Source organism: Candidatus Egerieousia sp. (assembly GCF_056211015.1).
Genome location: NZ_JBAELF010000082.1, coordinates 1 through 25,909, shown reverse-complemented (window position 1 = coordinate 25,909; position 25,909 = coordinate 1). Strand labels below are relative to the sequence as shown.

At 44.8% G+C, this 25,909-nt stretch carries 27 protein-coding genes; 16 read left to right on the top strand and 11 right to left on the bottom strand.

Features of this window, described 5'->3' with window-relative positions; all coding sequences use genetic code 11:
* Positions 1-8: 8 nt before the first annotated feature.
* Positions 9-1,115, bottom strand: a complete 1,107-nt coding sequence (locus AC06L3_RS06285; RefSeq protein WP_475669768.1) for a DNA polymerase III subunit — start codon at positions 1,113-1,115, stop codon at positions 9-11.
* 9 nt (positions 1,116-1,124) lie between these two features.
* Entirely contained in the window at positions 1,125-4,010 is a 2,886-nt protein-coding gene (locus AC06L3_RS06280; RefSeq protein ID WP_475669767.1) for a M16 family metallopeptidase, read from the bottom strand.
* Between the two features lie 166 nt (positions 4,011-4,176).
* Here AC06L3_RS06280 and AC06L3_RS06275 point away from each other — a divergent pair, with 166 nt between their 5' ends.
* Positions 4,177-5,097 carry a tetratricopeptide repeat protein gene (locus tag AC06L3_RS06275; protein WP_475669766.1) on the top strand — a complete coding sequence of 307 codons (921 nt, stop codon included), beginning with the start codon at positions 4,177-4,179 and terminating at the stop codon, positions 5,095-5,097.
* Positions 5,098-5,199: 102 nt separating this feature from the next.
* Positions 5,200-7,227 carry a U32 family peptidase gene (locus AC06L3_RS06270; protein WP_475669765.1) on the top strand — a complete coding sequence of 676 codons (2,028 nt, stop codon included), beginning with the start codon at positions 5,200-5,202 and terminating at the stop codon, positions 7,225-7,227.
* A gap of 60 nt (positions 7,228-7,287) precedes the next feature.
* Here AC06L3_RS06270 and frr read toward each other — a convergent pair whose 3' ends face one another.
* Together frr and pyrH are read right to left on the bottom strand one after the other, a co-directional pair.
* On the bottom strand, positions 7,288-7,854 hold the full coding sequence (frr, locus tag AC06L3_RS06265) for a ribosome recycling factor (protein WP_475669764.1): 567 nt from the start codon (positions 7,852-7,854) through the stop codon (positions 7,288-7,290).
* A gap of 41 nt (positions 7,855-7,895) precedes the next feature.
* Positions 7,896-8,600, bottom strand: a complete 705-nt coding sequence (gene pyrH / locus AC06L3_RS06260) for a UMP kinase (RefSeq protein WP_475669763.1) — start codon at positions 8,598-8,600, stop codon at positions 7,896-7,898.
* 131 nt (positions 8,601-8,731) lie between these two features.
* Here pyrH and AC06L3_RS06255 point away from each other — a divergent pair, with 131 nt between their 5' ends.
* Positions 8,732-9,397: a succinate dehydrogenase cytochrome b subunit gene (locus tag AC06L3_RS06255; RefSeq protein ID WP_475669762.1), complete on the top strand. Its 666-nt coding sequence runs from the start codon at positions 8,732-8,734 to the stop codon at positions 9,395-9,397.
* A gap of 170 nt (positions 9,398-9,567) precedes the next feature.
* Here the strand turns inward: AC06L3_RS06255 and AC06L3_RS06250 are convergent, their stop codons facing one another.
* The 4 genes from AC06L3_RS06250 to kdsB all read right to left on the bottom strand — a co-directional run bounded on the left by AC06L3_RS06250 (position 9,568) and on the right by kdsB (position 14,490).
* Entirely contained in the window at positions 9,568-10,749 is a 1,182-nt protein-coding gene (locus tag AC06L3_RS06250) for a serine hydrolase domain-containing protein (RefSeq protein WP_475669761.1), read from the bottom strand.
* An 8-nt stretch (positions 10,750-10,757) separates the two neighbouring features.
* A complete protein-coding gene (locus AC06L3_RS06245) occupies positions 10,758-11,954 on the bottom strand; it encodes an amidohydrolase family protein (RefSeq protein WP_475669760.1) in 1,197 nt (398 codons plus the stop codon).
* Between the two features lie 64 nt (positions 11,955-12,018).
* Positions 12,019-13,686 carry a tetratricopeptide repeat protein gene (locus AC06L3_RS06240; RefSeq protein WP_475669759.1) on the bottom strand — a complete coding sequence of 556 codons (1,668 nt, stop codon included), beginning with the start codon at positions 13,684-13,686 and terminating at the stop codon, positions 12,019-12,021.
* Positions 13,687-13,725: 39 nt separating this feature from the next.
* The gene (kdsB, locus tag AC06L3_RS06235) at positions 13,726-14,490 is read right to left on the bottom strand and encodes a 3-deoxy-manno-octulosonate cytidylyltransferase (protein ID WP_475669758.1); all 765 of its coding nucleotides are present in this window, start codon (positions 14,488-14,490) and stop codon (positions 13,726-13,728) included.
* A gap of 86 nt (positions 14,491-14,576) precedes the next feature.
* On the opposite strand from kdsB, the gene AC06L3_RS06230 reads away from it, so the two are divergent.
* The 13 genes from AC06L3_RS06230 (at position 14,577) to AC06L3_RS06170 (ending at position 24,366) form a co-directional block, all read left to right on the top strand.
* Positions 14,577-15,833, top strand: a complete 1,257-nt coding sequence (locus AC06L3_RS06230; protein ID WP_475669757.1) for a sigma-54 interaction domain-containing protein — start codon at positions 14,577-14,579, stop codon at positions 15,831-15,833.
* Positions 15,830-16,336: an LptE family protein gene (locus AC06L3_RS06225; protein WP_475669756.1), complete on the top strand. Its 507-nt coding sequence runs from the start codon at positions 15,830-15,832 to the stop codon at positions 16,334-16,336. The genes AC06L3_RS06230 and AC06L3_RS06225 overlap by 4 nt, the downstream gene beginning before the upstream one ends.
* A gap of 3 nt (positions 16,337-16,339) precedes the next feature.
* On the top strand, positions 16,340-16,885 hold the full coding sequence (locus tag AC06L3_RS06220) for a hypothetical protein (RefSeq protein ID WP_475669755.1): 546 nt from the start codon (positions 16,340-16,342) through the stop codon (positions 16,883-16,885).
* A 12-nt stretch (positions 16,886-16,897) separates the two neighbouring features.
* Positions 16,898-17,269, top strand: a complete 372-nt coding sequence (secG, locus tag AC06L3_RS06215) for a preprotein translocase subunit SecG (RefSeq protein WP_475669754.1) — start codon at positions 16,898-16,900, stop codon at positions 17,267-17,269.
* A gap of 164 nt (positions 17,270-17,433) precedes the next feature.
* Positions 17,434-18,039, top strand: coding sequence for a PspC domain-containing protein (locus AC06L3_RS06210; RefSeq protein ID WP_475669753.1), 606 nt, complete (start codon positions 17,434-17,436; stop codon positions 18,037-18,039).
* Between the two features lie 24 nt (positions 18,040-18,063).
* Positions 18,064-18,399 carry a PadR family transcriptional regulator gene (locus AC06L3_RS06205; RefSeq protein ID WP_475669781.1) on the top strand — a complete coding sequence of 112 codons (336 nt, stop codon included), beginning with the start codon at positions 18,064-18,066 and terminating at the stop codon, positions 18,397-18,399.
* Between the two features lie 2 nt (positions 18,400-18,401).
* A complete protein-coding gene (locus AC06L3_RS06200; RefSeq protein WP_475669752.1) occupies positions 18,402-20,126 on the top strand; it encodes a PspC domain-containing protein in 1,725 nt (574 codons plus the stop codon).
* A gap of 2 nt (positions 20,127-20,128) precedes the next feature.
* Positions 20,129-20,782, top strand: a complete 654-nt coding sequence (locus AC06L3_RS06195; protein ID WP_475669751.1) for an ABC transporter ATP-binding protein — start codon at positions 20,129-20,131, stop codon at positions 20,780-20,782.
* Between the two features lie 5 nt (positions 20,783-20,787).
* Entirely contained in the window at positions 20,788-21,915 is a 1,128-nt protein-coding gene (locus AC06L3_RS06190) for a tRNA1(Val) (adenine(37)-N6)-methyltransferase (RefSeq protein WP_475669750.1), read from the top strand.
* Positions 21,916-22,005: 90 nt separating this feature from the next.
* Positions 22,006-22,197 carry a type II toxin-antitoxin system HicA family toxin gene (locus AC06L3_RS06185; protein WP_475669749.1) on the top strand — a complete coding sequence of 64 codons (192 nt, stop codon included), beginning with the start codon at positions 22,006-22,008 and terminating at the stop codon, positions 22,195-22,197.
* Positions 22,194-22,529, top strand: a complete 336-nt coding sequence (locus AC06L3_RS06180) for a type II toxin-antitoxin system HicB family antitoxin (RefSeq protein WP_475669748.1) — start codon at positions 22,194-22,196, stop codon at positions 22,527-22,529. Before AC06L3_RS06185 ends, AC06L3_RS06180 begins: the two co-directional genes overlap by 4 nt.
* 124 nt (positions 22,530-22,653) lie before the next feature.
* On the top strand, positions 22,654-22,809 hold the full coding sequence (locus tag AC06L3_RS06175) for a helix-turn-helix domain-containing protein (protein WP_475669747.1): 156 nt from the start codon (positions 22,654-22,656) through the stop codon (positions 22,807-22,809).
* A gap of 162 nt (positions 22,810-22,971) precedes the next feature.
* Complete coding sequence (locus tag AC06L3_RS06170) at positions 22,972-24,366, top strand: AAA family ATPase (protein WP_475669746.1); 1,395 nt, start codon at positions 22,972-22,974, stop codon at positions 24,364-24,366.
* A 163-nt stretch (positions 24,367-24,529) separates the two neighbouring features.
* Here AC06L3_RS06170 and AC06L3_RS06165 read toward each other — a convergent pair whose 3' ends face one another.
* The 3 genes from AC06L3_RS06165 to AC06L3_RS06155 form a co-directional block, all read right to left on the bottom strand.
* Positions 24,530-24,802 carry a Txe/YoeB family addiction module toxin gene (locus tag AC06L3_RS06165; RefSeq protein WP_475669745.1) on the bottom strand — a complete coding sequence of 91 codons (273 nt, stop codon included), beginning with the start codon at positions 24,800-24,802 and terminating at the stop codon, positions 24,530-24,532.
* 141 nt (positions 24,803-24,943) lie between these two features.
* Entirely contained in the window at positions 24,944-25,219 is a 276-nt protein-coding gene (locus AC06L3_RS06160) for a Txe/YoeB family addiction module toxin (RefSeq protein ID WP_475669744.1), read from the bottom strand.
* Positions 25,209-25,460, bottom strand: coding sequence for a type II toxin-antitoxin system Phd/YefM family antitoxin (locus AC06L3_RS06155; RefSeq protein WP_475669743.1), 252 nt, complete (start codon positions 25,458-25,460; stop codon positions 25,209-25,211). Before AC06L3_RS06155 ends, AC06L3_RS06160 begins: the two co-directional genes overlap by 11 nt.
* Positions 25,461-25,909: the final 449 nt, after the last annotated feature.

The following is a 25,909-nucleotide window of genomic DNA, read 5'->3' as shown; positions in this document are numbered from 1 at the left end:
TATTGTTATCAGGCAAAATGGTATATTCTGTTGCAAATGTCACAGAATATGAACTTGGCGTTCACATTGGCATTGATATGAACTATCGCCTGTGTAAAAAAATCGTATGCTTTCTGATAGAACTCAGGTTTCAGATTCTGGGCATACAGCCTGAGCCCGGACAAGTGCTCGGGCAGCACATAGCTCAGATCATCCATCCCCTGTCTTATCATGTATATTGAACGTAAAGTATCAAGAGCGCAGGTGCAGAATGCCTTCTGCTCCTCCTTGTTCATTGAAGCAATGGCGGTCCACTCGGCCTGCATTGAAACAAGGTCCTTCCTTATACCATCCTGAAGCAGGCGCAGGAAAATGCTTCTGTGCTCATTGTCAACGGCTCCTTCCTCCTTCAAATTGAGAGCCAGCTGCCTTGCCTCTCCCCAGCTTCCCGCCGATTTTCTTGCAAGAACCAGAGCGGTTGACGCATCAACTCCATAGTCCTTTTCAAGCTGGGATGCAATCTCCTCCGTTCCTGCAGGCGGAATCTCAAGAATGGAGCAACGGCTCAGAATGGTTGGAAGAATGCGTTCCTTGCTCCTGGTAACCATTATGATATACGTACCCGGGGTAGGCTCCTCAAGTGTCTTGAGCAGTTTGTTGGAGGCAACCTCGTTGATTCTTTCAGGAAAGAGGATAAGAGCAACCTTCACATCACCAAGGAAGGCGGTCATGCTCAATTTGCGCATGAGGTTTGAACATTCCGTAACTGTAATGTTTCCCATGCGCCCGTCAAGGCTCAAGGCATCGTAAAGTTCGTTCTCGCTGAAGAAAGGATTAGAGGCGTACAGTTCCCTGAAGGACTTGTAGAAATCATCTATCACCAGCTTGTCTCTCTTCACATCCTTGAACTGGGTTGAAAGATTCACAGGGAAGAGGAAATGCAGATCCGGATGTACGAGCCTCTGTGCCTTGATATCATTGGCCAGCAGGCATGAAGCGAGGTCCATGGCAAGCTGGACAGCGCCGTACGAAGCACGCTCGCTGAGCAGAAGGGCATGCGGCATCCTGCCTTCATCCACAAGCTTGTGTAAATGATCCCTTGCTTCCAATACTCCTGTAAGCTGAACAACAGTCATTGGCCCGTCCTATCTGAGGTTGAAATATTCTCTGATGAAGTCATCCTGCTTGAACAGGTTCTCTGTGTTCACATCCTTTGTAGTACCATCCATTATTATGGTAATGTTATTGCCGTTGTCAAGGAATTTCTTCACATAAGCCTCGAATTCAGCCTTGCTTATGCCGCTTAGAATATTCATGAAATCCGAATAGTAATCCTTGTTGTCAATGAACTTGTGTTCAAGAACCGTGAGCCAGAAAGAACGTTTCGCACATTGTGCCATAAATGCAGCCTTTGCGTTTGCCTTCAGGCTGTTGAATGCATCAATGTCCATTCTGCCCTGCGCAACTGAGGAAAGGATGCCTTGAATATGATCAACCCCGCTCTGAGCAAATGTACTGTCTGTTTCAAAGCCTACGCGCAGGCTCGCAATCTGCTCCGGGTATGAGCTCGCCCTGTAGTTTACATCAACGTTGGAAAGCATCCTCAGACTCTTGTCGCCATTGAGCTGGTTCTTGAGATATATCATTGACATGTATCCTATGATATAGTTCCTCAAGGACGATTCGGTGGCCAGGTTTCTGGTAATGCTCACAAAAGTCCTTGGAGAAATCATCTTGTACAGGAACCTGTAGTTTACATTGTTCTTGTTCACATAGTTAGGTATGACTATGCTTCCCTCCTGGTTGTCAGGATTCCCGGGGATTGCGCCTATACATCTGACTGCCTCGGCCTTGAGGGAATCGTAATTGAAATCACCGCAGAAGATGAAAGTCCAGTCGGCGGCGTTCGAGAAACGCCTGTTGATCTGTCCATAAAGATTTCCGTAATCCAGCCTTTCTATTGCCGCTGAATCAAGACTCTTCACGAAGTTCTTGTTGCTTACACAATAATAAGCCACCGTATCGCGGAAGGCATCCTCGGGACTCACGCTCTGAGTGTTTATTTCATAAATGTAAGCCTTCTTTACAGCATCGTATGCGGCCGGATCACTGCGCCTGCGCATCATGATCATATATATGGCTTCAAGCATCTTGAATGAATCGGATTTGTCCGCACGGCCGTGAATATATTCGTTCCGGGCATCTATGACTGTTGAGAATTCAATGTCGTTGTATGTAAACAACCTGTCAACAGTGGTGAACGGCATTTTATCCAGTCCGCCGATATATGAGGCCATATTGATGAAACGCTCCATATTTGGAGTCACTCCCTTCATAAGCGAATACCCGCCCTTGCTTATGGCTCTGACCTCTATTGTATCCATTGGCATGGCATTGTTCTTGAAAACCAGAGTTGCTCCATTTGACAGATGAACAATGTTGGCCTGCAAAGCATCGTCCCTGGTTTCATTTGTGATTGAACCGTGTTCACCCAATGTCAGAACAGGCCATGTCAGAACTTCAGCTCCGGCAACTGCAGATGCACTCAGAGCGGAAGAACTGTAAGATGAAAGAAGCCGCTCCTTTGACAATTGCATCATACCCCTTTTCTGTGGCACGAAACAACTTATAAGGGTATTGTCACTGGCATTGAGCGCTGTCATGGCATATTGGTTCACGCTTGATATGGAAGTTGAGTAAACCATTTCCTTGAGCATCTCAAACTTCATCTCCACGCTTGCCAAAGTATATCCGCCGAAGAAATGATTCCTGATTCTGTTGAAATAAAAGCTGTTCGGAAGATTGTTCCTGCCTCTGTAAATCGCTTCGACCTCCTTGAAATAAAGTTCTCTGTTCCTGTGGATTTCCTGCGAATTGAAACCATTCCTGACAATGTTCTCAACCTCAGCGCCCACGAATGAAACGGCTGAGTAAACGTATTCAGGCAATGTCTCGAAACTTATGCTGAATGCATCAAGATTTGCCATATCAAGGAAACAGCCTTTCTCAACCTTCAGATTCAGGATGGAAAAGTTCTTGCCCAGCAGACCGGTGTTCAAACGGTCTGAAAGTGAACGTTTCACCATTTCATCGAAATATTCCTGCAGATATGGAAGAGCCGTTCCTCTGTATTTCCTCAGAAGCGGCTTCTTGAGGAATGCAATGGTTACAAGAGTCCTGTTGTATTCCTTGTCAGATTGAATGCTCACCTTTACGCCCGAATAATCCTTTGGCGTGTAGTATTTCCTTTCCTTCCTTTCAATGGATTTAGGTATGGTTACAAACAATGACTTGATTTTTGACTCCATTAACTTGAGGTCAATGTCACCGGCTATGGCAATGCACTGGAATTCCGGACGGAACCAGTCATAATAGAATGAACGTACACTTTTTGAACTGTAATTGCCTATTGCCGCTGCCTGCTCCGGAGCAATGCTCTGGGAATAGTTGCACCTTGGATACAGTTCATTGAGCAGAGCATCGTTCAAACGTGCCTGGGCCGTATTTTCGTTTGAAAGCCTTGCTTTCAGGAACACACTTTCCTCCCTGATATCATCTTCGTCCAGATTGAGAGATCCAAGCCAGTTGTATAGAATGAGCAGGGTTGAATCCACCTGATTCTCGGATTTAGTAGGTATGTCCTTTATCGTATATTCAATCTGGTCCGTTCCTGTGAAAAACTCAACGTTCGAGGCAGGGACTCCTATGGAGCTGAGATACGCCTGAATCTTTGCATCGTCAAAATTCCTCGTACCTCTCATCGTAAGCATTTCAAGCAGCTTGAACATGCCTTTCTGACTCTTTCCCTCAAGACTGGTTCCAACTTTCTGCAGCACGCCAACATCTGCCTTCCCCTTCTGTGCATTATTCTTTATAAGAATGTAACTCAGGCCATTAGCTAATTTACCGGAGCATACTCTTGGATCGTCAGGAAGGTTCTTGGCATCCTTCACCTGAGCATTGGCAGTAATACCCGAGCATATGAGAAGCAATGCGAACACATGGAATATCGTAAAAAATGGATGTCTCATAATCAACAGATTTTTCTTAACCTGCAAATTTAAGAATAATAAACAAATCCTTTGCTATATCTAATATTTTGACTCGCAAAATAATTTGATTAATTTTGGCAGAATATTTGTGCAGAATATTTGTAAGGAAATTCAAGTAATAATAACACATAATAAATCAACTATCATGAAGATCAAAAAATTACTGTCAGCAGCATTAGTTGCACTTTTCGTGTTCAGTGGAGCACAGGCCCAGGATTTGAACGAGGCAACCGAATTGTATAACGGTGCTGTTACTGCATTGCAGGCAAAGGATTACAAGACATCTCTCACCAACATGCAGAAAGCAATGGAAATCGCTCAGGCAGCCGGAGATGAAGGAGCACAGATGGTTACAGACTGCAAGAATCTCATACCTACACTTATCATGCAGGTTGCAAAGCAGGAAATAGCAGCAGGTAATTTTGATGCAGCGCTTGCAAGTGCTCAGGATGCTTTGGCAAAGGCTACAGAGTACAACAATACAGAAGGTATCGAGGATGCGAAACAGCTCGTTCCACAGGTTTACACAGCACAGGGTCAGTCCCTTCTCAAGGCCGGTAATGCAGCCGGTGCTGTAGAGGCACTTTCAAAGGCTGTTGAAATAGCACCTGAGAACGGCGTTGCCAACCTCGTACTCGGACAGGCCAATATGAAAGTTGGCAAAGAGGCTGAGGCAGTGGCAGCATTCGAGAAAGCAGCTGCAAACGGACAGGAAAAGAACGCCAACAAACTTCTCCAGAACATCTACATCCAGAAAATGGTAGCCGCTTACAAAGGCAAGAAGAACGCAGACGCTGTTGAGGCAGCAGCAAAGGCTCTCAGCTATGGTGAAAATCCTAACGCTTACAAGATCGGCGGTATGGCTGCAGCATCAGCAGGCAAGAACGATCAGGCCATCGAGTGGTTGGAGAAAGCAAAGGCAGACGCTTCAGTTAACTACAACCTTGCCAAGGCTTACGAGGCAAAGGGCAACAACGCAAAGGCTTGCAGCTATTACAAACTCATTGTAGCCGACAAGAACTTCGGCCAGTACGCAGACGCCAAGGTAAAGGCTCTCTGCAAATAATCCGCAGGAAGTTATCTGAATGAATTCATAATGCACCCTGCCTGCAAACAAAGCAGGCGGGGTGTTTTTCAAGAAACATTTTCAAAAGACAATAATCCTCAGATGTTTTCAGTAGAAAGGCCCGGACAGAGATATCTTGAACTTCTTGCCCCTGCAAAGGACAAGGAAACCGGCATTGCGGCAATAAACTGCGGTGCCGACGCCGTGTATATTGCAGGCCCTTCATTCGGAGCACGTGCAGGTGCCGGCAACAGCATTGAGGATATAGCCGAGCTTTGCTCATACGCCCACAGGTTCGGTGTAAGGATCTATCTCACGCTCAACACCATAATATATGAAAACGAGCTGGAGAAGGCCCGTCATCTTGTTGAACAGGCTGCCGAAGCCGGTGTTGATGCAATCATTGTCCAGGATCTCTCCCTGCTGAAAATGGACATTCCGCCAATACCTCTGCACGCTTCAACGCAAACCAGAATCAGGAATGTGGAAGACGCCCTTCTCATGCAGAAACTGGGATTCGAGAGAATCATTCTTGAACGCAACCTCAGTCTTGAGCAGATGAAGGACATCTGTAATGCCGTTGACATTGAAGTAGAGGCCTTTGTGCACGGAGCAATCTGCGTAAGTTACAGCGGCAACTGTTATCTCAGCTGTGCACTCACAGGCCGCAGCGCCAACCGCGGCGAGTGCATCCAGGCCTGCCGCAACTACTACAACCTCATGGACAACAAGGGCAATGTACTGGTCAGGAACAAGCCCCTCCTATCGCTCAAGGACTACAGGCTTGATTCTCTTGTGCCTAAGATGGCCCGTAGCGGAATCTGCTCTTTCAAGATTGAAGGCCGGCTCAAGAACATTTCATACGTGAAGAACACCGTAAGCCACTACAATGCCATTCTGAACCGATTCATTGCCGAAAATCCAGGATATTGCAGAGCCTCCGCCCTGTCATTGATTCCACGCAGCAATCCAATATCCAATTCAGACCCTCTGGCGGCTACATTCAACAGGGGTTTCACGGAGCTTTTCATTAACGGCAGGCGCGGTAGCTGGCTCAGCGGCAACTCGGCAAAATACATAGGCCAGCACATTGGTTACGCCACAGGAGCCCTTGCCGCAGACAGATTCCTTTTCAGCCCCCTCTCCCCTGATATCAGCATTTTCAACGGCGATGGCCTGTATATGGAATTCCCTGACGGAAGCGGCGTTGGTATGCGAGCCAACAGCGTGAACGGTAATACAATAAGCTGCCGTTTTGCAGAAGGAAGCACACAGATGAACCTGCTGGGCAAGCTAAATAAACTATCGCTGCACAGAAAGAATAAGGAAACAAGGATAAAGGTTTTCAGGAACTACAACATTTCCTTTGAAAAGAAAATGGAAGGCATAGGGAACAGGCGGGAGATTCCAATTGAGCTGAAGGTGAGCGAGAGCTATATAAGCGTGATTTACAACGGATTGAAGGTTCTTGAGCATCAGATTGATTTCCCGTTCACAAAAGCTGAGAATCCGCAGAGGGCAATGAATGCACTTGCTGCCGGACTTGGAAAGAGTGCGGGCGACTTCTCATTCGGAGTCAGTTCAATTGAAGGGGAGATATCCTTTTACCCGCAATCGGTTATAAATCAGGCCAGAAGGGACATTGCTCAGAAACTCGCCTTGCATTTCAAGGAGAGGTACGAACTTGCAAGGAAAGAATCGTTCGAGAATTTCAGGGAAAAAAGAGCGTTGCTCAGGCCAGAGCTTTCCGGCAATGTGGTTTGTGACTACAGGGCCAACATTGCCAATCATCTGGCCAGAGAAGTGTATCAGGACCTTGGATGCAAGGATATCGAAGCTGCATTCGAGCTCTCCTTTATGAACAGAAATGCAATGAACGATGCCGAACTCATGCGTTGCAAATACTGTATCAGATACGAACTTGGCGCCTGCCTCCAAGGAAAAGACTCAGGTGCAGCGAACAAGGAAACATTTCAGCTTTCTCCACAGGCCAAGCTGCTCCTTGAGAATGAAGGACGGTTGTTCGTCCTGCATTTTGACTGCGCCAGGTGTGAGATGGTAATAATGAAACACATTCTATCCATATTCCTGCTGGCTCTCTGCTGCTCCGCCTGCGGGGTGATGGGATAGATTAACTGGGATCCGCCGCAAATGCAGCAGGCGGCTGCCACAAGCAAGAAGAAGCCGTAACTAAACGGTCATTATCTCCTTTTCCTTGGCAGCGATGATTTCATCAATCTTCTTGTTGAAAGCATCAGTCTCCTTCTGAATCTGAGCCTCTGCATCCTTGCAGATATCCTCAGGCAGGCCGTCCTTCTGGAATTTCTTGTGAGCATCAACAACCTCTCTGCGGGCGTTGCGTACGCTAACCTTTGCGTTCTCACCTGCTGTGCGGGCCTGCTTTACAAGATCCTTGCGCCTTTCCTCTGTCAATGGTGGAATGTTGATACGGATGTTCTCGCCGTTGTTCTGAGGTGTATAACCTATGTTCGCAGCAAGAATTGCCTTCTCAATAAGAGGAATCATTTTCTTCTCCCAAGGCATGATGATCATTGTTCTTGCGTCTGGGCTGGTAACGCTGGCAACATTTGGAATTGGAGTAGGTGATCCATAGTAATCAACCATCACCTGCTGGAAAATAGCCGGATTTGGTTTGCCCGCACGGTATGTCTTGAGGTCATCCTCAAGATGGGAGATAGCCTTTGACATCTTTTCCTTTGCGGAAGCAATGTTCTGTTTTGAAACGCTGATATCCATAGTTGTATATTTTTATGATGATTTCTTCAGTAACAGTATTGTTATTTTACAGTGGTTCCTATCTCCTCGCCCGCAAGAAGTCTTGTAAGGTTGCCAGGGGTGTCCATATCGAACACAACTATCGGACACTTGTTCTCCTTGCAAAGCGTGAAAGCTGTAAGATCCATTATCTTGAGACTGCGCTTGTACACTTCATCAAACGAAATGGTGGTGAATTTAGTTGCTGTAGGGTCCTTTTCAGGATCCGCTGTATAAACTCCATCAACACGGGTGCCTTTGAAGAGAGCGTCAGCCTCAATCTCACAGGCCCTGAGTGCGCTTGCGGAATCGGTTGTGAAGAACGGATTACCGGTGCCGCCCGCTATGATTGCCACACCACCTTTCTCCATAAGATCCAATGCCTTCTCCTTGGCGTAATACCTTGCAACCGGCTCCATTGGAAGTGATGTGTACACCTCTGTTTCAACACCTTCATCCTTGATGAACATTGCCAGACCAAGGCTGTTTATCACTGTTGCCAGCATGCCCATCTGGTCTCCCTTCACGCGGCTGAATCCCTTGCTCAGGCCCTGGACTCCCCTGAAGATATTGCCTCCGCCGATTACTATTCCAATCTGTACTCCGCTCTTTGCGGCAGCGGCTATTTCCTTGGCATATTGAGTCATTCTCACATTGTCCAGGCCTTTGCCGGAATCACCCCCAAGGCTCTCTCCGCTAAGTTTCAATAATATCCTTTTGTACTTCATATTCCCATTTTTATTAAACAAAAGTAGCCAAAGATTATGATAATTGCAACTAAGAGATTATCTTTGCTAAAATTGTGTAAAAAGTATTTTGCACGCAAAGCGGATAATAATTAAAAAATCAATAATAGAATATGGCAAATATTTTTAAATCTTCCATTGGAAAGAAACTCATCATGAGTGTGAGCGGTTTGTTCCTCATCCTGTTCCTGTTTGTTCATGCATTCGTAAACTCCCTTTCACTTATCAGTGACGAAGCTTTCAATGCAGGTTGTGAATTCATGGCCCTCCCTGTAGTAACAGTCATTGTTCCCGTTCTGGCCTTCGGCTTCCTGATTCACATCATTTATGCTCTTGTACTTTCATACGGCAACCTCAAAGCCCGCGGATCACAGCGTTACGCAGTTGCCAACAAGGCAAAGACAGATGACTGGGCAGCAAAGAACATGCTCGTTCTCGGAGTTATTATTCTCCTTGGAATAGCTCTCCATCTTACAGATTTCTGGGCAAAGATGCAGCTCGCAGACTGGAAAGGCGGTTTCGTTCCTGCAGGCGCATATGTTATGCACGTAACATTCAAATCAATCTGGATAACCATTCTCTACATTGTATGGTTCGTATTCCTCTGGTTGCACCTCAACCACGGTTTCTGGAGCGCAATCCACACAATCGGCTGGAATAACGATATCTGGATGAAACGTTGGAAAGCAATAGGTCTGGTAGTTTCTACAATCCTTGTTATTGTATTCATAGCAGTTGCTATCAACGCTCACATTGCAGCCAACGCACCGCTGGCATAAGTTTGCAATCCACCCTGCAGATTCAGGGCTCATAAAAATATGCGGAAGGTTTCTCATTTTGCAGAAACCTTCCGCTTTTTTGCGCTCACAGAGTTGCGAATAGCAGCAAGTTCGGTATAGCCCGGGAGCGCCTGGAACAGGCAGGGCTTGGGGCAGAGCCCCAATGAAAATCAATACCCCAAAGCTGCCTCAAACTGCTGCATCACCTCATAACGGTCCCAATCAGCGCGGTTTGAGAAGATGAGGACAAGAGCATTTGACTCAGGATAGCGTGCGGCAAGAATCTTGAAACCACCATTGTCACCGGTATGGTAAATCACAAGATTGCTTGTATCTGTCTTTGGCTCTATGAACCAACCGTAACCATACCAGGTATTCTCCCTGTTCTGATAGTCACTGTACTCGCTGCCTGTAATCAAGGTCTTTGGAGACTGCGCAAGCTCCCTTGTTTCGGCCTTCATAACGGTATTGGCTCTCAACGCTCTCTCCCAATTTGCGAACTCGTGGGTTGAAGTGTATATGCCGCCATCAGGACGTGTGGCAAAGAATGTCTCCTCGCCATAATCAAGCTCGTACCAGTTCTTTGGCTCGTTTGTCCTGGCTGCTGTTGCTGTCCTTTCCTCAGGCATGTTCTCAACATCCTCGTACTCATAACCGTGGGCCATGTTCGGAATCTGTGACTCTATCTCAGGTCTGAAATACAGAGCGTGCTCCATTCCTGCAGGACGGAAAATATGCTCGGCAACATACTCCTCGAAAGGCTGGCCTGAAACTCTTTCAATAAGGTTTCCGCAAAGCACGAAAGTAGGGTTCATGTATTCATACTGTGTACCAGGCTGGAAATTGAGAGTTTCAAGGAGAGGGAAATATGCTATCGCCAGTGAATCATCACCTAAAATCCTCTGTTCTCTGGTGAGATTGAGGAGCTTGGAACGGCTGTCAGGAATTCCGGAACTGTGAGCAAGAAGATGCTTGATCTTTATCTCCTTCCAAATAGGATTGGTGTATTCAGGGTAGTATGCTGTCACTGAGTCCTCGAGTGAAAGCTTGCCCTCCTCCATAAGCTGGAGAACTGCAGTTGCAGTGAACTGTTTGGAAACGGATGCAATGTTGAAGAAGGTGTTTCCATCAATAGGAGCCTTGGTGTTGATATCCGCTATACCATAGCCTTTGTCAAAGATAATGCTGTCGTCCTGCATGATGAGAACGGCTGCTCCCGGCTCATTGGCAGGGAAAAGTTCGGTACATATCTGATCTATTTTCTGAAGAGCCTCCGTCTGAGGATTCTGAGATTCCTGAGAACATGCTGTTAACATAAGCAACGCTGTTACAACTGAAAGTGTTTTTTTCATATTTGAAGTTAATTTTTCTTGAATACGGCTTTGCCGTTGCACCATACTTCCTTTATGGCATCTTTCTGCGCGGCATAAACCCAGTTTGAAATAAGATTATGACAAGGCTTCATTGCAATGTTGTCCAGATCGAGCAGAACGAAATCGGCCACCTTCCCGCAAGCAATCTCACCTCCGTTTATTCCCAGCGCCCTGGCGCCGTTCACGGTGGCCATGCGGAATATGTCCTTTGCAGGAAGCAGTTCAGGGTTTCCACCATTCCTCAAGCTTCCATCTTCTGCAGCGCTCACACATTTTGCAAGGAATGATGCGAACTTCATCTCCTCCCTCATGTCAAGGTTGTTGTTGGATGAAACTCCGTCGGTTCCCAAAGTTATGTTCACACCGCTGGCAATTGCCAGTTCGTATGGAAAACGTCCGCTGCCCAGCTTCATGTTCGAGCAAGGGCAATGGCTTACACTCACGCCTCTTTCTGCAAGAATGTCCCATTCCTCCCTGTTTACATATACGCAATGCGCCGCTATTACATCGGGACCGAGGAAACCTATCCTGTCCAGATATTTCACAGGAGTAAGGCCCTTGAGTTTCAAGCAGTCATCAACCTCTGACTGCGTTTCGCTCAAATGAATATGTATTTTCAATCCATTCTCTCGGGCGAATCTGGAACAATTGACAAGCCTTTCCTCACCAACCGTATAAATGGCATGAGGAGCTATTATGAGCTGAATCAGACCACCTGTAGGATCGTTCCAGTTCCTTACGAACTCCTGTTTTGCCTGAGTCTGGGCAAGGGTGTGGTTATCCATCACTGTAATACCCAATGTTGAACGGATACCGTATTTCTTTACGGCCTTTACCGTGCGCTCTATTTCAAAATACATGTCGTTGAACGCAGTGGTACCCGTGGAAATCATCTCCTGAACGGCATCGTAACTGGCATTTTCAATGTCATCGGCTGTCATTTTCGCCTCAAAAGGCCATATCCAGTCGTTGAGCCAGGTATGAAGGTCCATATCGTCTCCATATCCCCTCATCTGAATCATGGCCGCATGGGTATGCGTATTATAGAATGAAGGCAAGATTGCAACAACCGGCTTGTTCTTGCACTGCGATGGTACAATACCACTAATAATGCCCCCGCTTATTTCAATATCCACCCCCTTGCCGTCAAGCAATACATTTTTCAATATTGTTTCTTCCTTCATACAGTTTTTTTTGTAAAAAAGGGCAGCCCTTTCAGGGTTGCCCTTCTCTATTAATAAGATTCAATTATCTAACTTTTGCAAACTCTATATCCTTTGCGCTTCTTGCAGCAAGCTCCGCATTTTTTGAAGCCTTTGCAATCTCAGCTTTTGCAGCTGAAGCGTTGCCCTGACGAGCAGCAATGATAGCACGGATATAAGACTGTTTTGCGCAATCCTTTGTTGCAACTGCGGAAGCTGCATTGAGATTGTTAACAAGAACGTTTGCCAGAGCCTCTGCGCAACCGCCCTGACCCTTAAGGTTGGCAGCAGCCTCTGAATATTTACCATTCATTATATCAACAACACCCTGATTGTATTTTGCCTCAGGAATATTGCTGTTTACAAGATAATCTGCAGCTGCCTTGTAATCTTTCTCCCTGATTGCTATTACAGCCATGTTGTTGTAATATGCATCGTACTTGTCTGAAACATTTCTCAAAGCATCTTTTGCCTCCTTGAGCTTGCCTTCATTGATATATGTAGCGGCAAGACCGTTCCAAGCGCGTGAGCTGTTGAACTTCTTTGCAGCTTTCTCATAAATGGCAATCTTTGCATCATTGCCTTCAACTATTGTAGCTGTGTAAAGAAGAGACTCCTCATCAAGGTCTTCTGCATTGCTATTGATCATATCTTTCAACTCCTTGTCTGTCCAGTTCTTGTACTCAACGTTTGCAATGAATCTTGATCTTCTCAACTGAGGAAGAACGGTCTTTGCAAGGTCATCGAATATAGCTGACATGTTCCTGATCTCACGCTCTCTTACGCTTGACTCTGAATACATTGAAAGAACTCTGAGAATGAGGTCCTTGTTGTGTATGTCTGAGTTCTCAACCATTGACTTGAAACCTTCCCAGTCCTCACCTGCAGCTGTTACATTAACAGGAGCGTCTGATTTCGCTTTCTTGTTTATGGTCCTGTCGAATGCTGTCTTTGCAGTGTTGCTTCTCTTGTCGGCAAGCTTGTCGTTCAAAGCTTCTTTTCCATCCGGTGAAGCATATGCGATGATATCGTGCGATGTGATAACTGACCTTTCATCACTCTTTATGTCCTGAAGGAACTGCTCAAGTTCCTTAACCTGCTCTGACTTGAGTTCTTTAGGACGAACATTCCACTGGTTGATAAGATAAAGAATCTGAGCCTCCTTTGTGTAGTTGATAACTTTCTGATAATTGTTAGGATCAACTACAGCAGTTCCTGCGTGCCCGCCAAGCTCAACGAGCATATATGTGCAGTTTGTACCGTCTGCAATTTTTCTTGGCTCAGGATATACGAAGCTCTTTGTGCGAGTACTATTGTAAACGGTTGCTCTAAGCTCAAGAACAGCCTTCTCAACACCGGGCACATAGTCAAATGTTGCAGCACCTGTAACTGTACCGCCGTTTGCGTATGAAACTACTTGATTGTTCTCATATACTTTCTCACCCTGGATAGTCAGAACCTTACCCTTGATCTCACCACCTTCGTAAACCAATACCGGGGTTACCTCGAGAAGCGCTTTCTTGATGAAATATTTCTCAGGGAAGGTAAGAGTGTAAGCTGCATTGATCTTGCCTGCTACGCACTCAAGAACCTCAGGATTGCAGCTGGTCTGAACCATAGCTGCTTTCTCAGCCATCTTTTTAGGGTTTGAGCAGGACATGACTGCCAAACCGATAAGCAGAAGGCTAACTGATTTGAATAAATTCTTTCTCATTGTTTTTTTGTTTTTAAAATTATTGATACTTGTTTTGCTTTATTTCATTGCGTTTATTTTTTCCAGATCCTCCGGTGTATCCACCGCATAAGTCTCGAACTCCGTAAGGGCAACCTTTATTTTCAGCCCTGTCTCCAGCCACCTGAGCTGCTCCAGTTTTTCTGTCTTCTCCAGATAGCTCTGCTCCATGGCGCATACCTGCCTGAGTGTTTCCTTCCTGTAACCGTACAGACCTATGTGCCTGTAATAAGTATGTGAAGCTACATAATCATCACTCAGCTCAACTCCCCTTGGATGAGGTATGACAGAGCGGCTGAAGTAGAGAGCATTCCAGTTGCTGTCAACAACCACCTTGGGAGCATTGGCATTCTCAAGTTCCTCAACCGTGCTTATTCTCTTTACCAAGGTGGCCAGCTGTACAGAAGATGATTCTTCACCATCTTCAGTGAAAAAACAGGATTTCAGCTGTTCCAGCTGCTCTGGCCGGATATATGGCTCGTCACCCTGAACATTCACTATGATATCGAACTTCTCCCCTGTTGCAGCCTCGAACTTGTCCGCAGCCTCAAGAACCCTGTCTGTTCCGCTGTTGTGCGCGCTGCTGGTCATGACCGCATTGCCGCCGCGCTCTTTCACACAGTTGTAAATGCGCTCATCGTCAGTGGCAACGCAAAGATTTTCAAAAGCCCTGGATGTCTGCTCATACACCCTCCATATCATAGGCACACCTTTCACCATAGCAAGAGGTTTGCCCGGGAAACGGGTAGAGGCATATCTGGCGGGTATGACGGCCAAAAATTTCATTGGGCTATAAAAAACCTATTATACAACAATACGCAAAATTACTAAAAAAATATTAAAATCAAATTAGTTTAATTATTTTTGCGAATATGGAATTACAAGAAATAAAACAAAGGTTTGACATTGTTGGCGATGACCCCGGACTTAACGATGCCATAGACACCGCAAAGCAGGTGGCCAGGACCGACCTGTCTGTTCTGGTAACAGGTGAAAGCGGTGTGGGAAAGGAAGTCATACCTCAAATAATACATCAGTACAGTGCCAGAAAACATAACCCTTATATAGCCATAAACTGCGGCTCAATACCTGAGGGAACCGTTGACTCCGAACTGTTTGGACACGAAAAAGGTGCGTTCACAGGAGCTGTTGAAACCAAGAAGGGATATTTCGAGTATGCAGACGGAGGGACCATATTCCTTGATGAGGTTGCTGAACTGCCCGTTTCCACCCAGGTAAGGCTACTGCGCGTCCTTCAAAGCGGTGAATTCTACAAGGTTGGTTCTGCCAAAGTCCAGAAGACAAATGTCAGGGTCGTGGCAGCTACTAACGTCAACCTAGAAAAGGCTATCGAAGATGGCAGATTCAGAGGAGATCTCTATTACAGAATCAATACCGTTCCCATACGCATACCTGCATTGAGGGAGAGGAAAGGAGATATATATCTGCTTTTCAGGAAGTTTGCCGCAGACTTTGCGGAAAGATACAGGATGCCTGTAATCAAGCTCAGCCACGATGCCCAAGTCCTGATAAGCGAGTATCCCTGGCCAGGAAACATAAGGCAGCTCATGAGCGTGGTACAGAGAATCTCCGCATTGGAGCAGACAAGGGAGATATCCGCAAATATTGTCAGGAAATACTTGCCTGCACAGAGCATATCGAATGAGAACCTGCCTGCACTGGCAAGCAGGGACGAGGATATGCTCAGCAACAGCAAACTGCTTCTGCATATGATAATGTCACTCAAGAAAGAACTGGCTTCACTGAAGGAAAGGGTTGATATCATGTCATCGGGACAGAACACTGCCACCATTGAGGCTGGCAGATTCAATGATTTTGAAATGGTTGATGACATTGTGAGCGATTCCTTTGATGAAACACCTGCTCAGGACAACATAATGTCTGGAGAGATTGCAGGAGAGAGTTTTGACAATCCGGAAAATGAAATTTCCGAGAAAGGGGACAGCTTCTCAATCAAGGACAAAAATGATGAAATGATACGTGCATGCCTGCTCAAGCATAATGGCAACCGAAAAAAGGCCGCTGTTGAACTGGGCATTTCAGAACGCACACTATATAGAAAAATAGACCAGCTCGGGCTGGAAGGCAAAAAGAAGAAACGCAAATGAAACAACTGATTGCAATACTGCTCATTACACTGGCTTCCTTCCTTGCAGGAAGCTGCGGAATATATTCGTTCTCGGGAACATCCATCCAGCCTGATGTTCAAAGCATTACCGTTAACACCATAGAGAACAGGGCAATGAAGGTGAACCCTTCATTGAGCAATACAATGACAAACGCCCTTATGGACAAATACCGCAGGCTCACGAAACTGGAAATGACCAATATGGACGGTGACCTTGAGGTAAGCGGCAGCATCATGAGCTATGATGTTGCCCCCATGGCTGTTACAAGCGCTGAGGTTGCGGCACAGAACAGACTCACAATCACAGTGAAGATCACTTTCGTGAACAGAAAGCACGAGGAGGACAATTTTGAGAAGAATTTCGCCGCCTTTGCAGATTATGACTCCAATCAGTCACTGGATTCAGTGGAAGCCTCGCTTTGTGATGAAATAGTGGAGAAATTGGTTGAGGATATCTTCAACGCAACCGTAGCCAACTGGTAGAGTATGGAAATTTCCGGAAACATAGACAACCTGTCGGCCAAGCAGCTTGAGCTTGTCATTGAGAGATACCCTTGGTTCTCGTATGCAAGGGGCGTGCTTCTTGGCAAACTAGCTTCCGCAGACCTCACAGAAGCGGAAAATGAATTGAGAAAATGCTCCGCATTCATACAGGACAGAAAGAAACTTCACAAGGAATTCTCTGAGTCAGTGACAAGGACTATCTCCACGGGGGAACTGGAAACGGATATCAGATACATTGCCACGTCGAGCGAATATTTCACGGCACAGGAAGTGACCGGCGCTTCGGATATGCTGAGCAGCTGTCTGCTGCGCGGACGCCCCTGCGAAACATCTGAAAAACAGCCGGAAGAGGTGTTCGTTACAGAAACTCTGGCAAAAATCTACGAAGATCAGGAATATTACGATCAGGCATTGGACATTTACTCCAAACTAATTTTGCTATATCCCAAAAAAAGTGCTTACTTTGCAGACTGCGTTGAAAAGCTCCAGCTGAAGCGCAATAATTCAAACAACCAACCAACGAAATAAAAAACAAATAATATGTATTCATTCCTATCTATTGTGATTGTAATTGCAAGTATTCTTCTTACAATCGTGGTTCTCATTCAAAATTCAAAAGGCGGCGGACTTGCGGCCAACTTTGCCAGCGGATATCAGACCTTTGGTGTAAGGCAGACAGCTGACATCCTTGAAAAATTAACCTGGGGCTTTGCAATTGCAATCATGGTACTTTGCATTTTCATTACAATGTTCATAGGAAAGAACAAGAATGAGGCTTCACTTATGGAACAGACTCAGATTGAAACTCCAATGCAATCCCAGCCACAGTTCCCTCAGAACACAGTGAATGCTACTGAAACAACACCGGAGGCAGCAACTGAAACCGTACCGGAAACAAGCAACGCTCAGTAACAATCCATTATGATACCATAAAAAAGAGGTTTTCACCTCTTTTTTTTAATTTTTAGTTCTATGTATTGCAAGGTATTAAAATATTTATATATCTTTGCATTGTCAAAGTACCACAACATAGTAAGGTACTTGAACAATGTGTTTATATATTAATTGTAGGTTTTATGAAAAAGGTTATCAATGTTGGAATAGGCGGCAGAAGCTTTGTAATTGAAGATGACGCTTACAGAAAGCTCAGGCGTTATCTCGATGCATTCCAGGGCAGCGGAAGCAACGCACAGGATGCGGAAGTGATGAATGATCTGGAAGAAAGGATTGCTGAACTTTTCTCAATGAAAAGGAGCCAGTACAAGGATGTCATTGACATTGAAATGGTGAATCAGGTCATTGCCCAGATGGGAATGCCCGATGGAGAACAGTTTGACGATTCCTTTGAGAGCAATGTACGCAGAGGCGCAAACCGCGTGGCGGACGGCATCAACAATGCTGTGAACGGACTTACCGGCAATACTGAAAGAAGACTCTTCCGCAAACCCAACAGTGGTGGAATAGGCGGAGTGTGCAGCGGACTGGCGGTCTATTTCAACATTGACACAACCGTTGTGAGAGTTATTTTCATCCTGCTCTTTGTATTCGGATGCAGCGGAATACTCATATATGCCATACTCTGGATTGCCGTGCCAAAAGCAAGAACTGCAATAGATATGTGCCAGATGTACGGCCTTCCAATAACTCCAGAGAACATAGAGAAATTCAAGAACAAACTTTAAACATACGGTACCATGGAAAACGGAATCAACTCTGAAAACATAAAATCGCAGATGCGCAAAGGCTTCCTTGAATACTGTATCCTGTCAATACTCAGGAATCAGGACGCATACGCATCCTCTATCATAAACGTTCTCAAGGACGCAAAGATGATAGTGGTTGAAGGCACCCTCTACCCTCTTCTCACAAGGCAGAAGAATCAGGGACTTCTCACCTACCGATGGGAGGAAAGCCCTCAGGGCCCACCAAGAAAGTATTACTCACTCACTGAAAAAGGAAAGGCAACGCTCGAGGAGATGGACAGCTCATGGAACGAGCTATGTGAGAGCATTGACATCATTAAAGGATTAAAAAACAACTGATCATGAACGAAGTTCTTAACGTAAGCATAGCAAAAGTATCCTTTACCATAACAAAGGAAGCTCACAGAATTCTTGAAGACTATCTTTCAGAACTCAAGGCATTCTACAACAAGGACAGTCAGGGCCAGGAAGAGGAGATACTGGCCGACATTGAAGAGCGCATTGTTGAACTCCTTTATGAAAGAGGAAGGAAAGGCGGAATAGTCACTGAAGAGGACATAAGGGACATAATAGGCATTCTCGGCCGCCCGAAGGACTTTGAAGCATCATCTGACAGCTCATCTGAACAGGCTCCTTCAGACTCTTCATCATCCTCCACCGGCGATAGTGAACCAACTGTAAAGAAACGCCTCTACAGGGATATGAGCCGCAAGATCATAGGAGGAGTATGCAGCGGACTGAGCAACTATCTCAATATGGATGTTGCCATTATCAGAATCATATTTGTAACCATGTTCGCCATGCCTGTCCTGTTCAAGGTTTTTGACATTGACATATTCAACCTGTTCCATTTCCTGAGAAGGGCTACCTGGATCATCTATGTGATTCTCTGGATTGCCATGCCGGCAGCAAAAACAGTTGAACAGAGATGTTCCATGATGGGGTACAATGAAGGAGTTGACGACATAAAAAGAATGCGCAGAAGCAAAAACGCTTCAAACCCTGTGAATGAGGGAAGAGGTCATATAATAGGCAGTATTTTCAAAGTTGGCATTGGAATAATTCTCATGATAACAGGTATCTCCCTGCTCATTGGCTTCTTTGTATCGTGCGTTGCGTTCTCAATTGAGAAACAAGGACTGTTCGACATCCTTTCAATATGGCAGTCACTTGATTACATTGATTTCGGAATAAAGCACGCTCTCATTGCCAAGATATTTGCCATAGCAGCCTGGGTACTCCCTGCTATCGGCATTCTGTACGGAGGAGTCATGCTCACATTCTCGCTCAAGACACCGAAATGGAGACCGGGACTTATTATTTTCCTTCTTTCAATGGCGGCCATTGTCGGTGCAACAGGATTCGCCGTAAAAGCGGCTGTAGTATGCAGTGCGGATGATGAAATGAAGGAAGTGGCTGACCTCAACATATATGGTTCGGACACTCTGTATGTTCAGCTTACAGATGCTTTTCCAGGTTCAGACCCTAAAGTCCGGTGGACAGAGAATGAACGCAGGCTCGATGTCACTGCCATGGGCATAAATGCCGCCGACGGAGAAAAAACAATTGCAAAATATCCGCTTATAAGAATCAAAAGGATAAAACCTGAAATGCAGGACAGCAGCTCAACGAACACCAATACGGTAACTTACAAGCCTTATCTGAAATGCAGCTGGGACGAGCACCCGAACCTCCTGTTCACCAATGATATTGCAAACTGTTACAAGACATTCAAGGGCTCGGATTTCTATTCTCTCAACGATTCGCTCCTTACTGTAAAGCCGCTTAGGATTACAAAGGACAATAAGTATTGCCTCACAGATCCAAGTATCACTCTTTACGTAGGAAACACAACAACGGTGGTTCTTGTAAACAGAAATGATTTCGGCAGCCACGCCAGCGAGGACCACTGTTTCGGCAAACTTTCCAAAGTTCAGGACAATGACGATGAATATTGCAATGGAGTTTCGGTTGATGTCTCAGATGATAAAAATGAAAATGTTCACGTAAGCATAACGCCGCTTGGCATAAAGGTTGATGTGAACGAGGAAACAAAAACAGAGTGAATATGATTGAATGCATTGATATAAACAAATGGTACGGTGATCTTCACGTGCTCAAGGATGTGAACTTCACTTCAAAGGATGCTGAGATAGTAAGCATAGTGGGCGCCAGCGGAGCCGGCAAATCAACACTGCTCCAGATAATGGGCACTCTGCTCAAGCCTGAAAGCGGAAAGGTACTGATAGACGGAGTTGACGTGAACGCACTTGGAAACAGGGAGCTGGGAATACTGCGCAACAGCAGGATAGGATTCGTGTTCCAGTTCCACCACCTGCTTCCTGAATTCACAGCTGTTGAGAACATAATGATACCGGCCCTGATTGCAGGCAAGGAAAAGACTTCAATCATCAAGGAAAAAGCGCTTGCTCTGCTCAAGGAAGTAGGACTGGAGGAAAGGGCGGAACACAAACCATCGCAGTTGAGTGGCGGTGAATGCCAGAGAGTTGCAATTGCAAGAGCAATAATCAACAACCCATCCGTAATATTCGCCGACGAACCTTCCGGCAATCTCGACAGCCACACCAAGCAGGACATTCACCAATTGTTCTTCTCACTGAGAGAAAAGCACGGACAAACCATTATTATTGTTACACACGACAATTCCCTTGCCACAATGGCGGACCGTATGGTAACAATGCAGGACGGAATCATACTATAGGAATAATGCCAGATACCAGGTTATTCAGATTACAAAAATTTTCCCTCACCCAGGAGCACAGCGCGCTGAAAATAGGAACTGACGCAGTGCTTCTGGGTTGTTCCGTTAACATGCCGGAATATGAAAAACCACTGGCAGACAGCATTCCTGCAAGTACCAATAAACAGCATTCTGAAGAGCAGAACAAGCGCATCACGAATAGAATCAGCATATTGGATGTTGGCACAGGCAACGGAATCATATTGCTGATGCTTGCCCAGAAAGCCATTGAAGCAGGCTTCTCTGAAATTGAACTCACAGGCATTGACATTGATTCAGGCTCCATTTCCGATGCCCGCACCAATGCAGAACACTTTGCAAAGTCCTTCGGATTTTCAGAACAATATTCTTCCACCGGCGATGGTTCCAATGATTTATCCTACATCAAGCCTGAAGCAAGACTGGACATTCATTTGAACTGCATATCATTGCAGGAATACGCCACCACATCCCAAATGCAGTACGATCTGATTGTAAGCAACCCGCCATTCTTCATAAACTCCCTCAAGAGCGCAAGCAATGAAGCAAAGATTGCCAAACATAATGATACTCTGCCACAGAAACACCTTGCCGCAGGTGTCAGGAAACTTCTTGCCCCCAACGGCAGTTTCCACCTTATACTTCCGCCAAACGAAGCGCAATGCTTCATGAAGCTCTGCTGCTCCGGACAAAATGTATCGAATAAAGAATGCTCAGCGGTGAATGGGAACTTGACAATCAAAAGCATTACCGCATTCAAAACCACCGCCGCCAAGCCTGCAAAACGCTGGGTGCTCAGTTTCATCAAATGCGGCAATCAGCAGAAACTCAGCAAATCTGTTTCAGAAAGAGAAGATGCAACGGGAGGAAATGAATGCACTATCGCAGTAGAAAATAATGAAAATGAGATGGTTCCAGTGAGGGAAATGGTAATGATGCGTTCCAATGAGGAGGGGAAGGGGCCCGCTGCAACCAGTTCAAAAAAAGAGGCATTCACCAAAGAATATCTCTCATTTGTCAAGGATTTCCTGCTGTACTTGTTTCAATTCCAGATTCTGGTCCTGTGCAGCACCTTCTCGTATCTTGTTTCCTGGTCAAGCATTCAAGCAATATAACACCTGTCTTTGTTGGATATATTGTGTTATCAAATATATTATACAGAATATTTTGTTTGCAACTAATATTTAGTTACATTTGTGGCCGATATGGGAACTAAATTATTGGCGATATATGGTTTTGAGCGGTCAAATAAAGGAAAGACATCCGGTTCAAGAGTCGTTTTCAAGAACCAATCCGGGACACCGATTATGTTGCACAAACCACATTCTGGCAATATCGTCAAAACTTATGCTCTCAGACAAATAATGGATGAATTGAAAAACAAGGAGTTGATATGAACACTTTAAGTTACAAAGGTTTTATGGGGACAGTCAATTTTTCTGAAAAGGACAGTGTGTTTTTCGGGAAGATTGAAGGAATTGACGGTCTGGTCAATTTTGAAGGCGAAAGTGTCACCGAACTGAAAGAGGCTTTTCATGAGGCTGTAGAAGATTATATTGCTTATTGCACGGAAGAAGGTCTACCGCTTCATAAAAGTTACAGTGGGAATCTGAATATCCGGATTAATCCTGAGACACATAGCCGTCTGGCTTTATACGCAAAACAAAAAGGGGTTTCTCTGAATTCATTGATCAGCACCTCCCTTGATCAGGCAGCTCTCGCTCTGTAAAACTCGCAGCAAGACTTAAGCTTTTACGCCTTCTAACCAATCACGTTTCTTTCGCGCATTGGCGGTGTAGCAGGTCATCAAAACCCTTATATCGGGGCGGTCTGCCCGCTAAACAGGTTCAAAAATGACGCATTTAAGAGAGTGGCAGCGGTATCAGATTGCTGCAAAACTGGAGGCCGGGTGCACGAAGAAGGAGATAGCCGAGTATCTTCACGTCCATCCGTCAACCATCACCTGTTCTCATACAACCGTGAGACTCACAACATCACCGAGAAGATAACCAGTCTTGTGCAAAAGACCTACACCTTCGAAGAGTTCAACGACATCGCCGCCGCCTGCGGCTGGATGGGGGAATTCAAGCCGTATGAATTTTAGGAGACATTCTGTTATTTTTGGCGGAATCGTAATAAATAATTATATTTATCGCCAAAAATAGCCAAATATGAAATTGATAGGTAGAGCATTTGAATGCCAAGAGCTTACAAGATTGGAAAATAGTGGAAATCCTGAATTCGTTGCTGTATACGGACGCAGGCGAGTAGGAAAAACATTCCTAATAAAGGAATATTTCAACTATTCATTCACTTTTTACACATCTGGATTGGCACGCGGATGTCTGAAAGACCAACTTAACAATTTCTGGAAGAGCCTTCTTGAGTATGGTCTTCCAAAAGACACCAAATGCCCGGCAAATTGGTTTGACGCATTTGATTTATTGAAAATCGTTGTCAAAAAATCAAAAAAATCCCGCAAAGTAATCTTTATTGATGAGATGCCTTGGATGGATACGCAAAAGTCGAAATTTGTATCTGCACTGGATAGGTTTTGGAATAGGTGGGCTTCCGAACATTCTGACATAATGTTGATAGTGTGTGGGTCGGCCGCATCATGGATGGTAAAGAACATTATCAAAAACAGGGGCGGTCTTCACAACAGAATTACTTCCAAGATAAGACTCTCTCCTTTCACACTTGCAGAAACCAATGATTTTCTGAAATCAAACAAAATACATTGGTCCCCGAAAGTTGTAGCAGAAACATATATGATATTAGGAGGAATCCCTTATTACCTATCACTTCTTGACAAGAATCGCAGCCTTTACCAGAATATAGATGATTTCTTTTTCAGAGAGAATGCTAAACTTGAGGGAGAATTTGATGAATTATACTCTTCCCTTTTCAAGAAATCGTCAGAGTATGTAAAAATTATAGAATTGCTTGGAAACAAGAAGTCCGGTCATACCCGACAAGAAATTGTCGATGGGTTAAAATGCAAAGATGGAGGAAGTCTGACGCGGAAACTTGAAGAATTGGAGTATTGCGGCTTCATACGAAAGTATAAATCAATCGGAGATTCCTCCAATACTTATCAACTTGTAGACTTTTTCTCCCTCTTTTATATTGGATTCCTAAAAAACAAGTCAAATCTTGATACAAGCAGTTGGACACAAACAATTCTGACACGCAAGTATACCACCTGGACAGGTCTCGCTTTCGAACGGTTATGTTTTTCCCAATTGGATAAGATAAAAGAGGCTTTAGGCATTCGCGCAGTGTTGACAAAAACATATCCATACTATGATGAGAAAATGCAATTGGATATGGTGATTGAGAGGAATGACAAATCTGTTTCAATGTGTGAAATGAAATGGTCCGACAAGCGATACGCAATGACAACAACGGATAAAGCCAAACTGATTTCCAGAGTAGAAGAACTTAAATCCATTTTCATGGGAAAAAGCATTTTCTCAGTTATGATCACAGCATCGGGACTTGTTGAGAATGATTTCACAAGAGATAACGTTAACGAGATATTGACAATTGAGTCTCTATTGTAAATTATTTTTGGCGGGAACACTAAGAAAACTATGCCAAACCGCCAAATATAAGCAATGTCTGTCATTATTTTGACATAATATTCTTTCAGTAATCATTAACGGCTTGCCTTACAAATTGCAATCATTTGGGCAGAAAACAGACATAGGTATTGGAATGAAAGCATCACTTGTCATCGTAATGACCGTATGATGACAATACCGCCACATTGACAACTTCTTCTTCAATCTCATATATAAGTCGGTGCTTCTGTGAAATACAATGGGACCACTGTCCTGATTGTTCTCCACCTAAAGCCTCCGGTTTACCGGTGCCGGTTTTCGGATGGTCTTGAAGTTCGCCGAGCAACTTGCCTGCCTTCTTGAATGCGGCAGGTTCTGATTTCTTCAACTTTGCAAGATCTTCCAGCGCTTGCGGTGCAAAAGTAAGGGTGTACATCTAATGCTTATCACTGTCATAGTTTTTCATTTTACCGCAGATATAATAAATACCAAAATGGTATCCAAATTTAAATTTGCAATTACCAAACATAATCGGATATTCAAATGTTTCAGCGTAAGTCTTGCGTGGGGGAAACACCTATTTTTTCTTGTAATGAAACCTCATCGCAAGAACAAAAACGGTAACGACATCCCCATTAAGTTGATAAACCAACCTGTCTTTATGGTTTATCCGCCCAGACCACGCTCCTGAAAACTGGTATTTCAAGGGCTCCGGTTTACCCGTTCCGGTAAATGGATGTTCTTGCAATTCCCGGAGCATAACCTTGATTTTCTCTGTGGTCTTCGGGCTGGTCTCCTTCCAGAATTTGAAATCTTCAGAAGCCTGAGGAGTAAATGCAATCTTATAGCTCATCTATGTCAACTTCCTTGAAATTACCATTCTTCACGTCTTCCATCCCTTGAAGGATAACTCGTTCCATTTCCTTGGAAGACATCAGGTATTCTGTTTCCTTAATTGAATTGAACTGGTCAAGAGGAATAAGCACGGCAGATTCACTGCCGCGGCTGATTATTACTTCCTGGCTATCATTAATCACAAGGTCCAGATATCTTTTGACATTGGACCTGAAATTTGTTGCTGTTGTTGTTGTCATGTCAAATAATCTTATGACTACAAATATACGTACATTATTCCGTACATACAAATATCCGGACTATTTTTCCCTGTTTTCCGCACTTTTTCGTGAGCGTAGCGTCAATATACCCCACAGTTGTCTGAGAGGCACATTGATAGCATGATTTGGGTGTCCTACCTACCATTTTTTGACGGCTCCTTCAGGGAATAAAAAAGTTCCGGTCATCGCTTTAATTTTATGCACAGAAGTAATGAAATTCACGCAAAATGGAAAAATATCTATGAAATAAAATGCATAAAACTAAACCAACTGTACCGCAGGTTAAGGCTTCAAACAGCCGATAGGAGCAACCCATACTCCGTCTTTCCTTTTATAGGCATATTCCCCCGTGCCGGTAAGGACTATCAGGAATGAGGGCGACTTCATCCTTTCCGTGTCGATTTTTCCGGAAAGCTGTTTTAGGGTTT

Bases quoted from the DNA above. Each gene is read 5' to 3' on its own strand.
- AC06L3_RS06185 (WP_475669749.1), top strand. From the start codon at position 22,006: ATGGGAACTAAATTATTGGCGATATATGGTTTTGAGCGGTCAAATAAA.
- AC06L3_RS06285 (WP_475669768.1), bottom strand. From the start codon at position 1,115: ATGACTGTTGTTCAGCTTACAGGAGTATTGGAAGCAAGGGATCATTTA.
- AC06L3_RS06160 (WP_475669744.1), bottom strand. From the start codon at position 25,219: ATGAGCTATAAGATTGCATTTACTCCTCAGGCTTCTGAAGATTTCAAA.
- pyrH (WP_475669763.1), bottom strand. From the start codon at position 8,600: ATGAAGTACAAAAGGATATTATTGAAACTTAGCGGAGAGAGCCTTGGG.
- AC06L3_RS06155 (WP_475669743.1), bottom strand. From the start codon at position 25,460: ATGACAACAACAACAGCAACAAATTTCAGGTCCAATGTCAAAAGATAT.
- AC06L3_RS06190 (WP_475669750.1), top strand. From the start codon at position 20,788: ATGCCAGATACCAGGTTATTCAGATTACAAAAATTTTCCCTCACCCAG.
- AC06L3_RS06165 (WP_475669745.1), bottom strand. From the start codon at position 24,802: ATGTACACCCTTACTTTTGCACCGCAAGCGCTGGAAGATCTTGCAAAG.
- AC06L3_RS06195 (WP_475669751.1), top strand. From the start codon at position 20,129: ATGATTGAATGCATTGATATAAACAAATGGTACGGTGATCTTCACGTG.
- AC06L3_RS06175 (WP_475669747.1), top strand. From the start codon at position 22,654: ATGACGCATTTAAGAGAGTGGCAGCGGTATCAGATTGCTGCAAAACTG.
- AC06L3_RS06180 (WP_475669748.1), top strand. From the start codon at position 22,194: ATGAACACTTTAAGTTACAAAGGTTTTATGGGGACAGTCAATTTTTCT.
- kdsB (WP_475669758.1), bottom strand. From the start codon at position 14,490: ATGAAATTTTTGGCCGTCATACCCGCCAGATATGCCTCTACCCGTTTC.
- AC06L3_RS06270 (WP_475669765.1), top strand. From the start codon at position 5,200: ATGTTTTCAGTAGAAAGGCCCGGACAGAGATATCTTGAACTTCTTGCC.
- AC06L3_RS06220 (WP_475669755.1), top strand. From the start codon at position 16,340: ATGGAAATTTCCGGAAACATAGACAACCTGTCGGCCAAGCAGCTTGAG.
- AC06L3_RS06245 (WP_475669760.1), bottom strand. From the start codon at position 11,954: ATGAAGGAAGAAACAATATTGAAAAATGTATTGCTTGACGGCAAGGGG.
- AC06L3_RS06250 (WP_475669761.1), bottom strand. From the start codon at position 10,749: ATGAAAAAAACACTTTCAGTTGTAACAGCGTTGCTTATGTTAACAGCA.
- AC06L3_RS06225 (WP_475669756.1), top strand. From the start codon at position 15,830: ATGAAACAACTGATTGCAATACTGCTCATTACACTGGCTTCCTTCCTT.
- frr (WP_475669764.1), bottom strand. From the start codon at position 7,854: ATGGATATCAGCGTTTCAAAACAGAACATTGCTTCCGCAAAGGAAAAG.
- AC06L3_RS06170 (WP_475669746.1), top strand. From the start codon at position 22,972: ATGAAATTGATAGGTAGAGCATTTGAATGCCAAGAGCTTACAAGATTG.
- AC06L3_RS06200 (WP_475669752.1), top strand. From the start codon at position 18,402: ATGAACGAAGTTCTTAACGTAAGCATAGCAAAAGTATCCTTTACCATA.
- AC06L3_RS06230 (WP_475669757.1), top strand. From the start codon at position 14,577: ATGGAATTACAAGAAATAAAACAAAGGTTTGACATTGTTGGCGATGAC.
- AC06L3_RS06275 (WP_475669766.1), top strand. From the start codon at position 4,177: ATGAAGATCAAAAAATTACTGTCAGCAGCATTAGTTGCACTTTTCGTG.
- secG (WP_475669754.1), top strand. From the start codon at position 16,898: ATGTATTCATTCCTATCTATTGTGATTGTAATTGCAAGTATTCTTCTT.
- AC06L3_RS06280 (WP_475669767.1), bottom strand. From the start codon at position 4,010: ATGAGACATCCATTTTTTACGATATTCCATGTGTTCGCATTGCTTCTC.
- AC06L3_RS06240 (WP_475669759.1), bottom strand. From the start codon at position 13,686: ATGAGAAAGAATTTATTCAAATCAGTTAGCCTTCTGCTTATCGGTTTG.
- AC06L3_RS06210 (WP_475669753.1), top strand. From the start codon at position 17,434: ATGAAAAAGGTTATCAATGTTGGAATAGGCGGCAGAAGCTTTGTAATT.
- AC06L3_RS06255 (WP_475669762.1), top strand. From the start codon at position 8,732: ATGGCAAATATTTTTAAATCTTCCATTGGAAAGAAACTCATCATGAGT.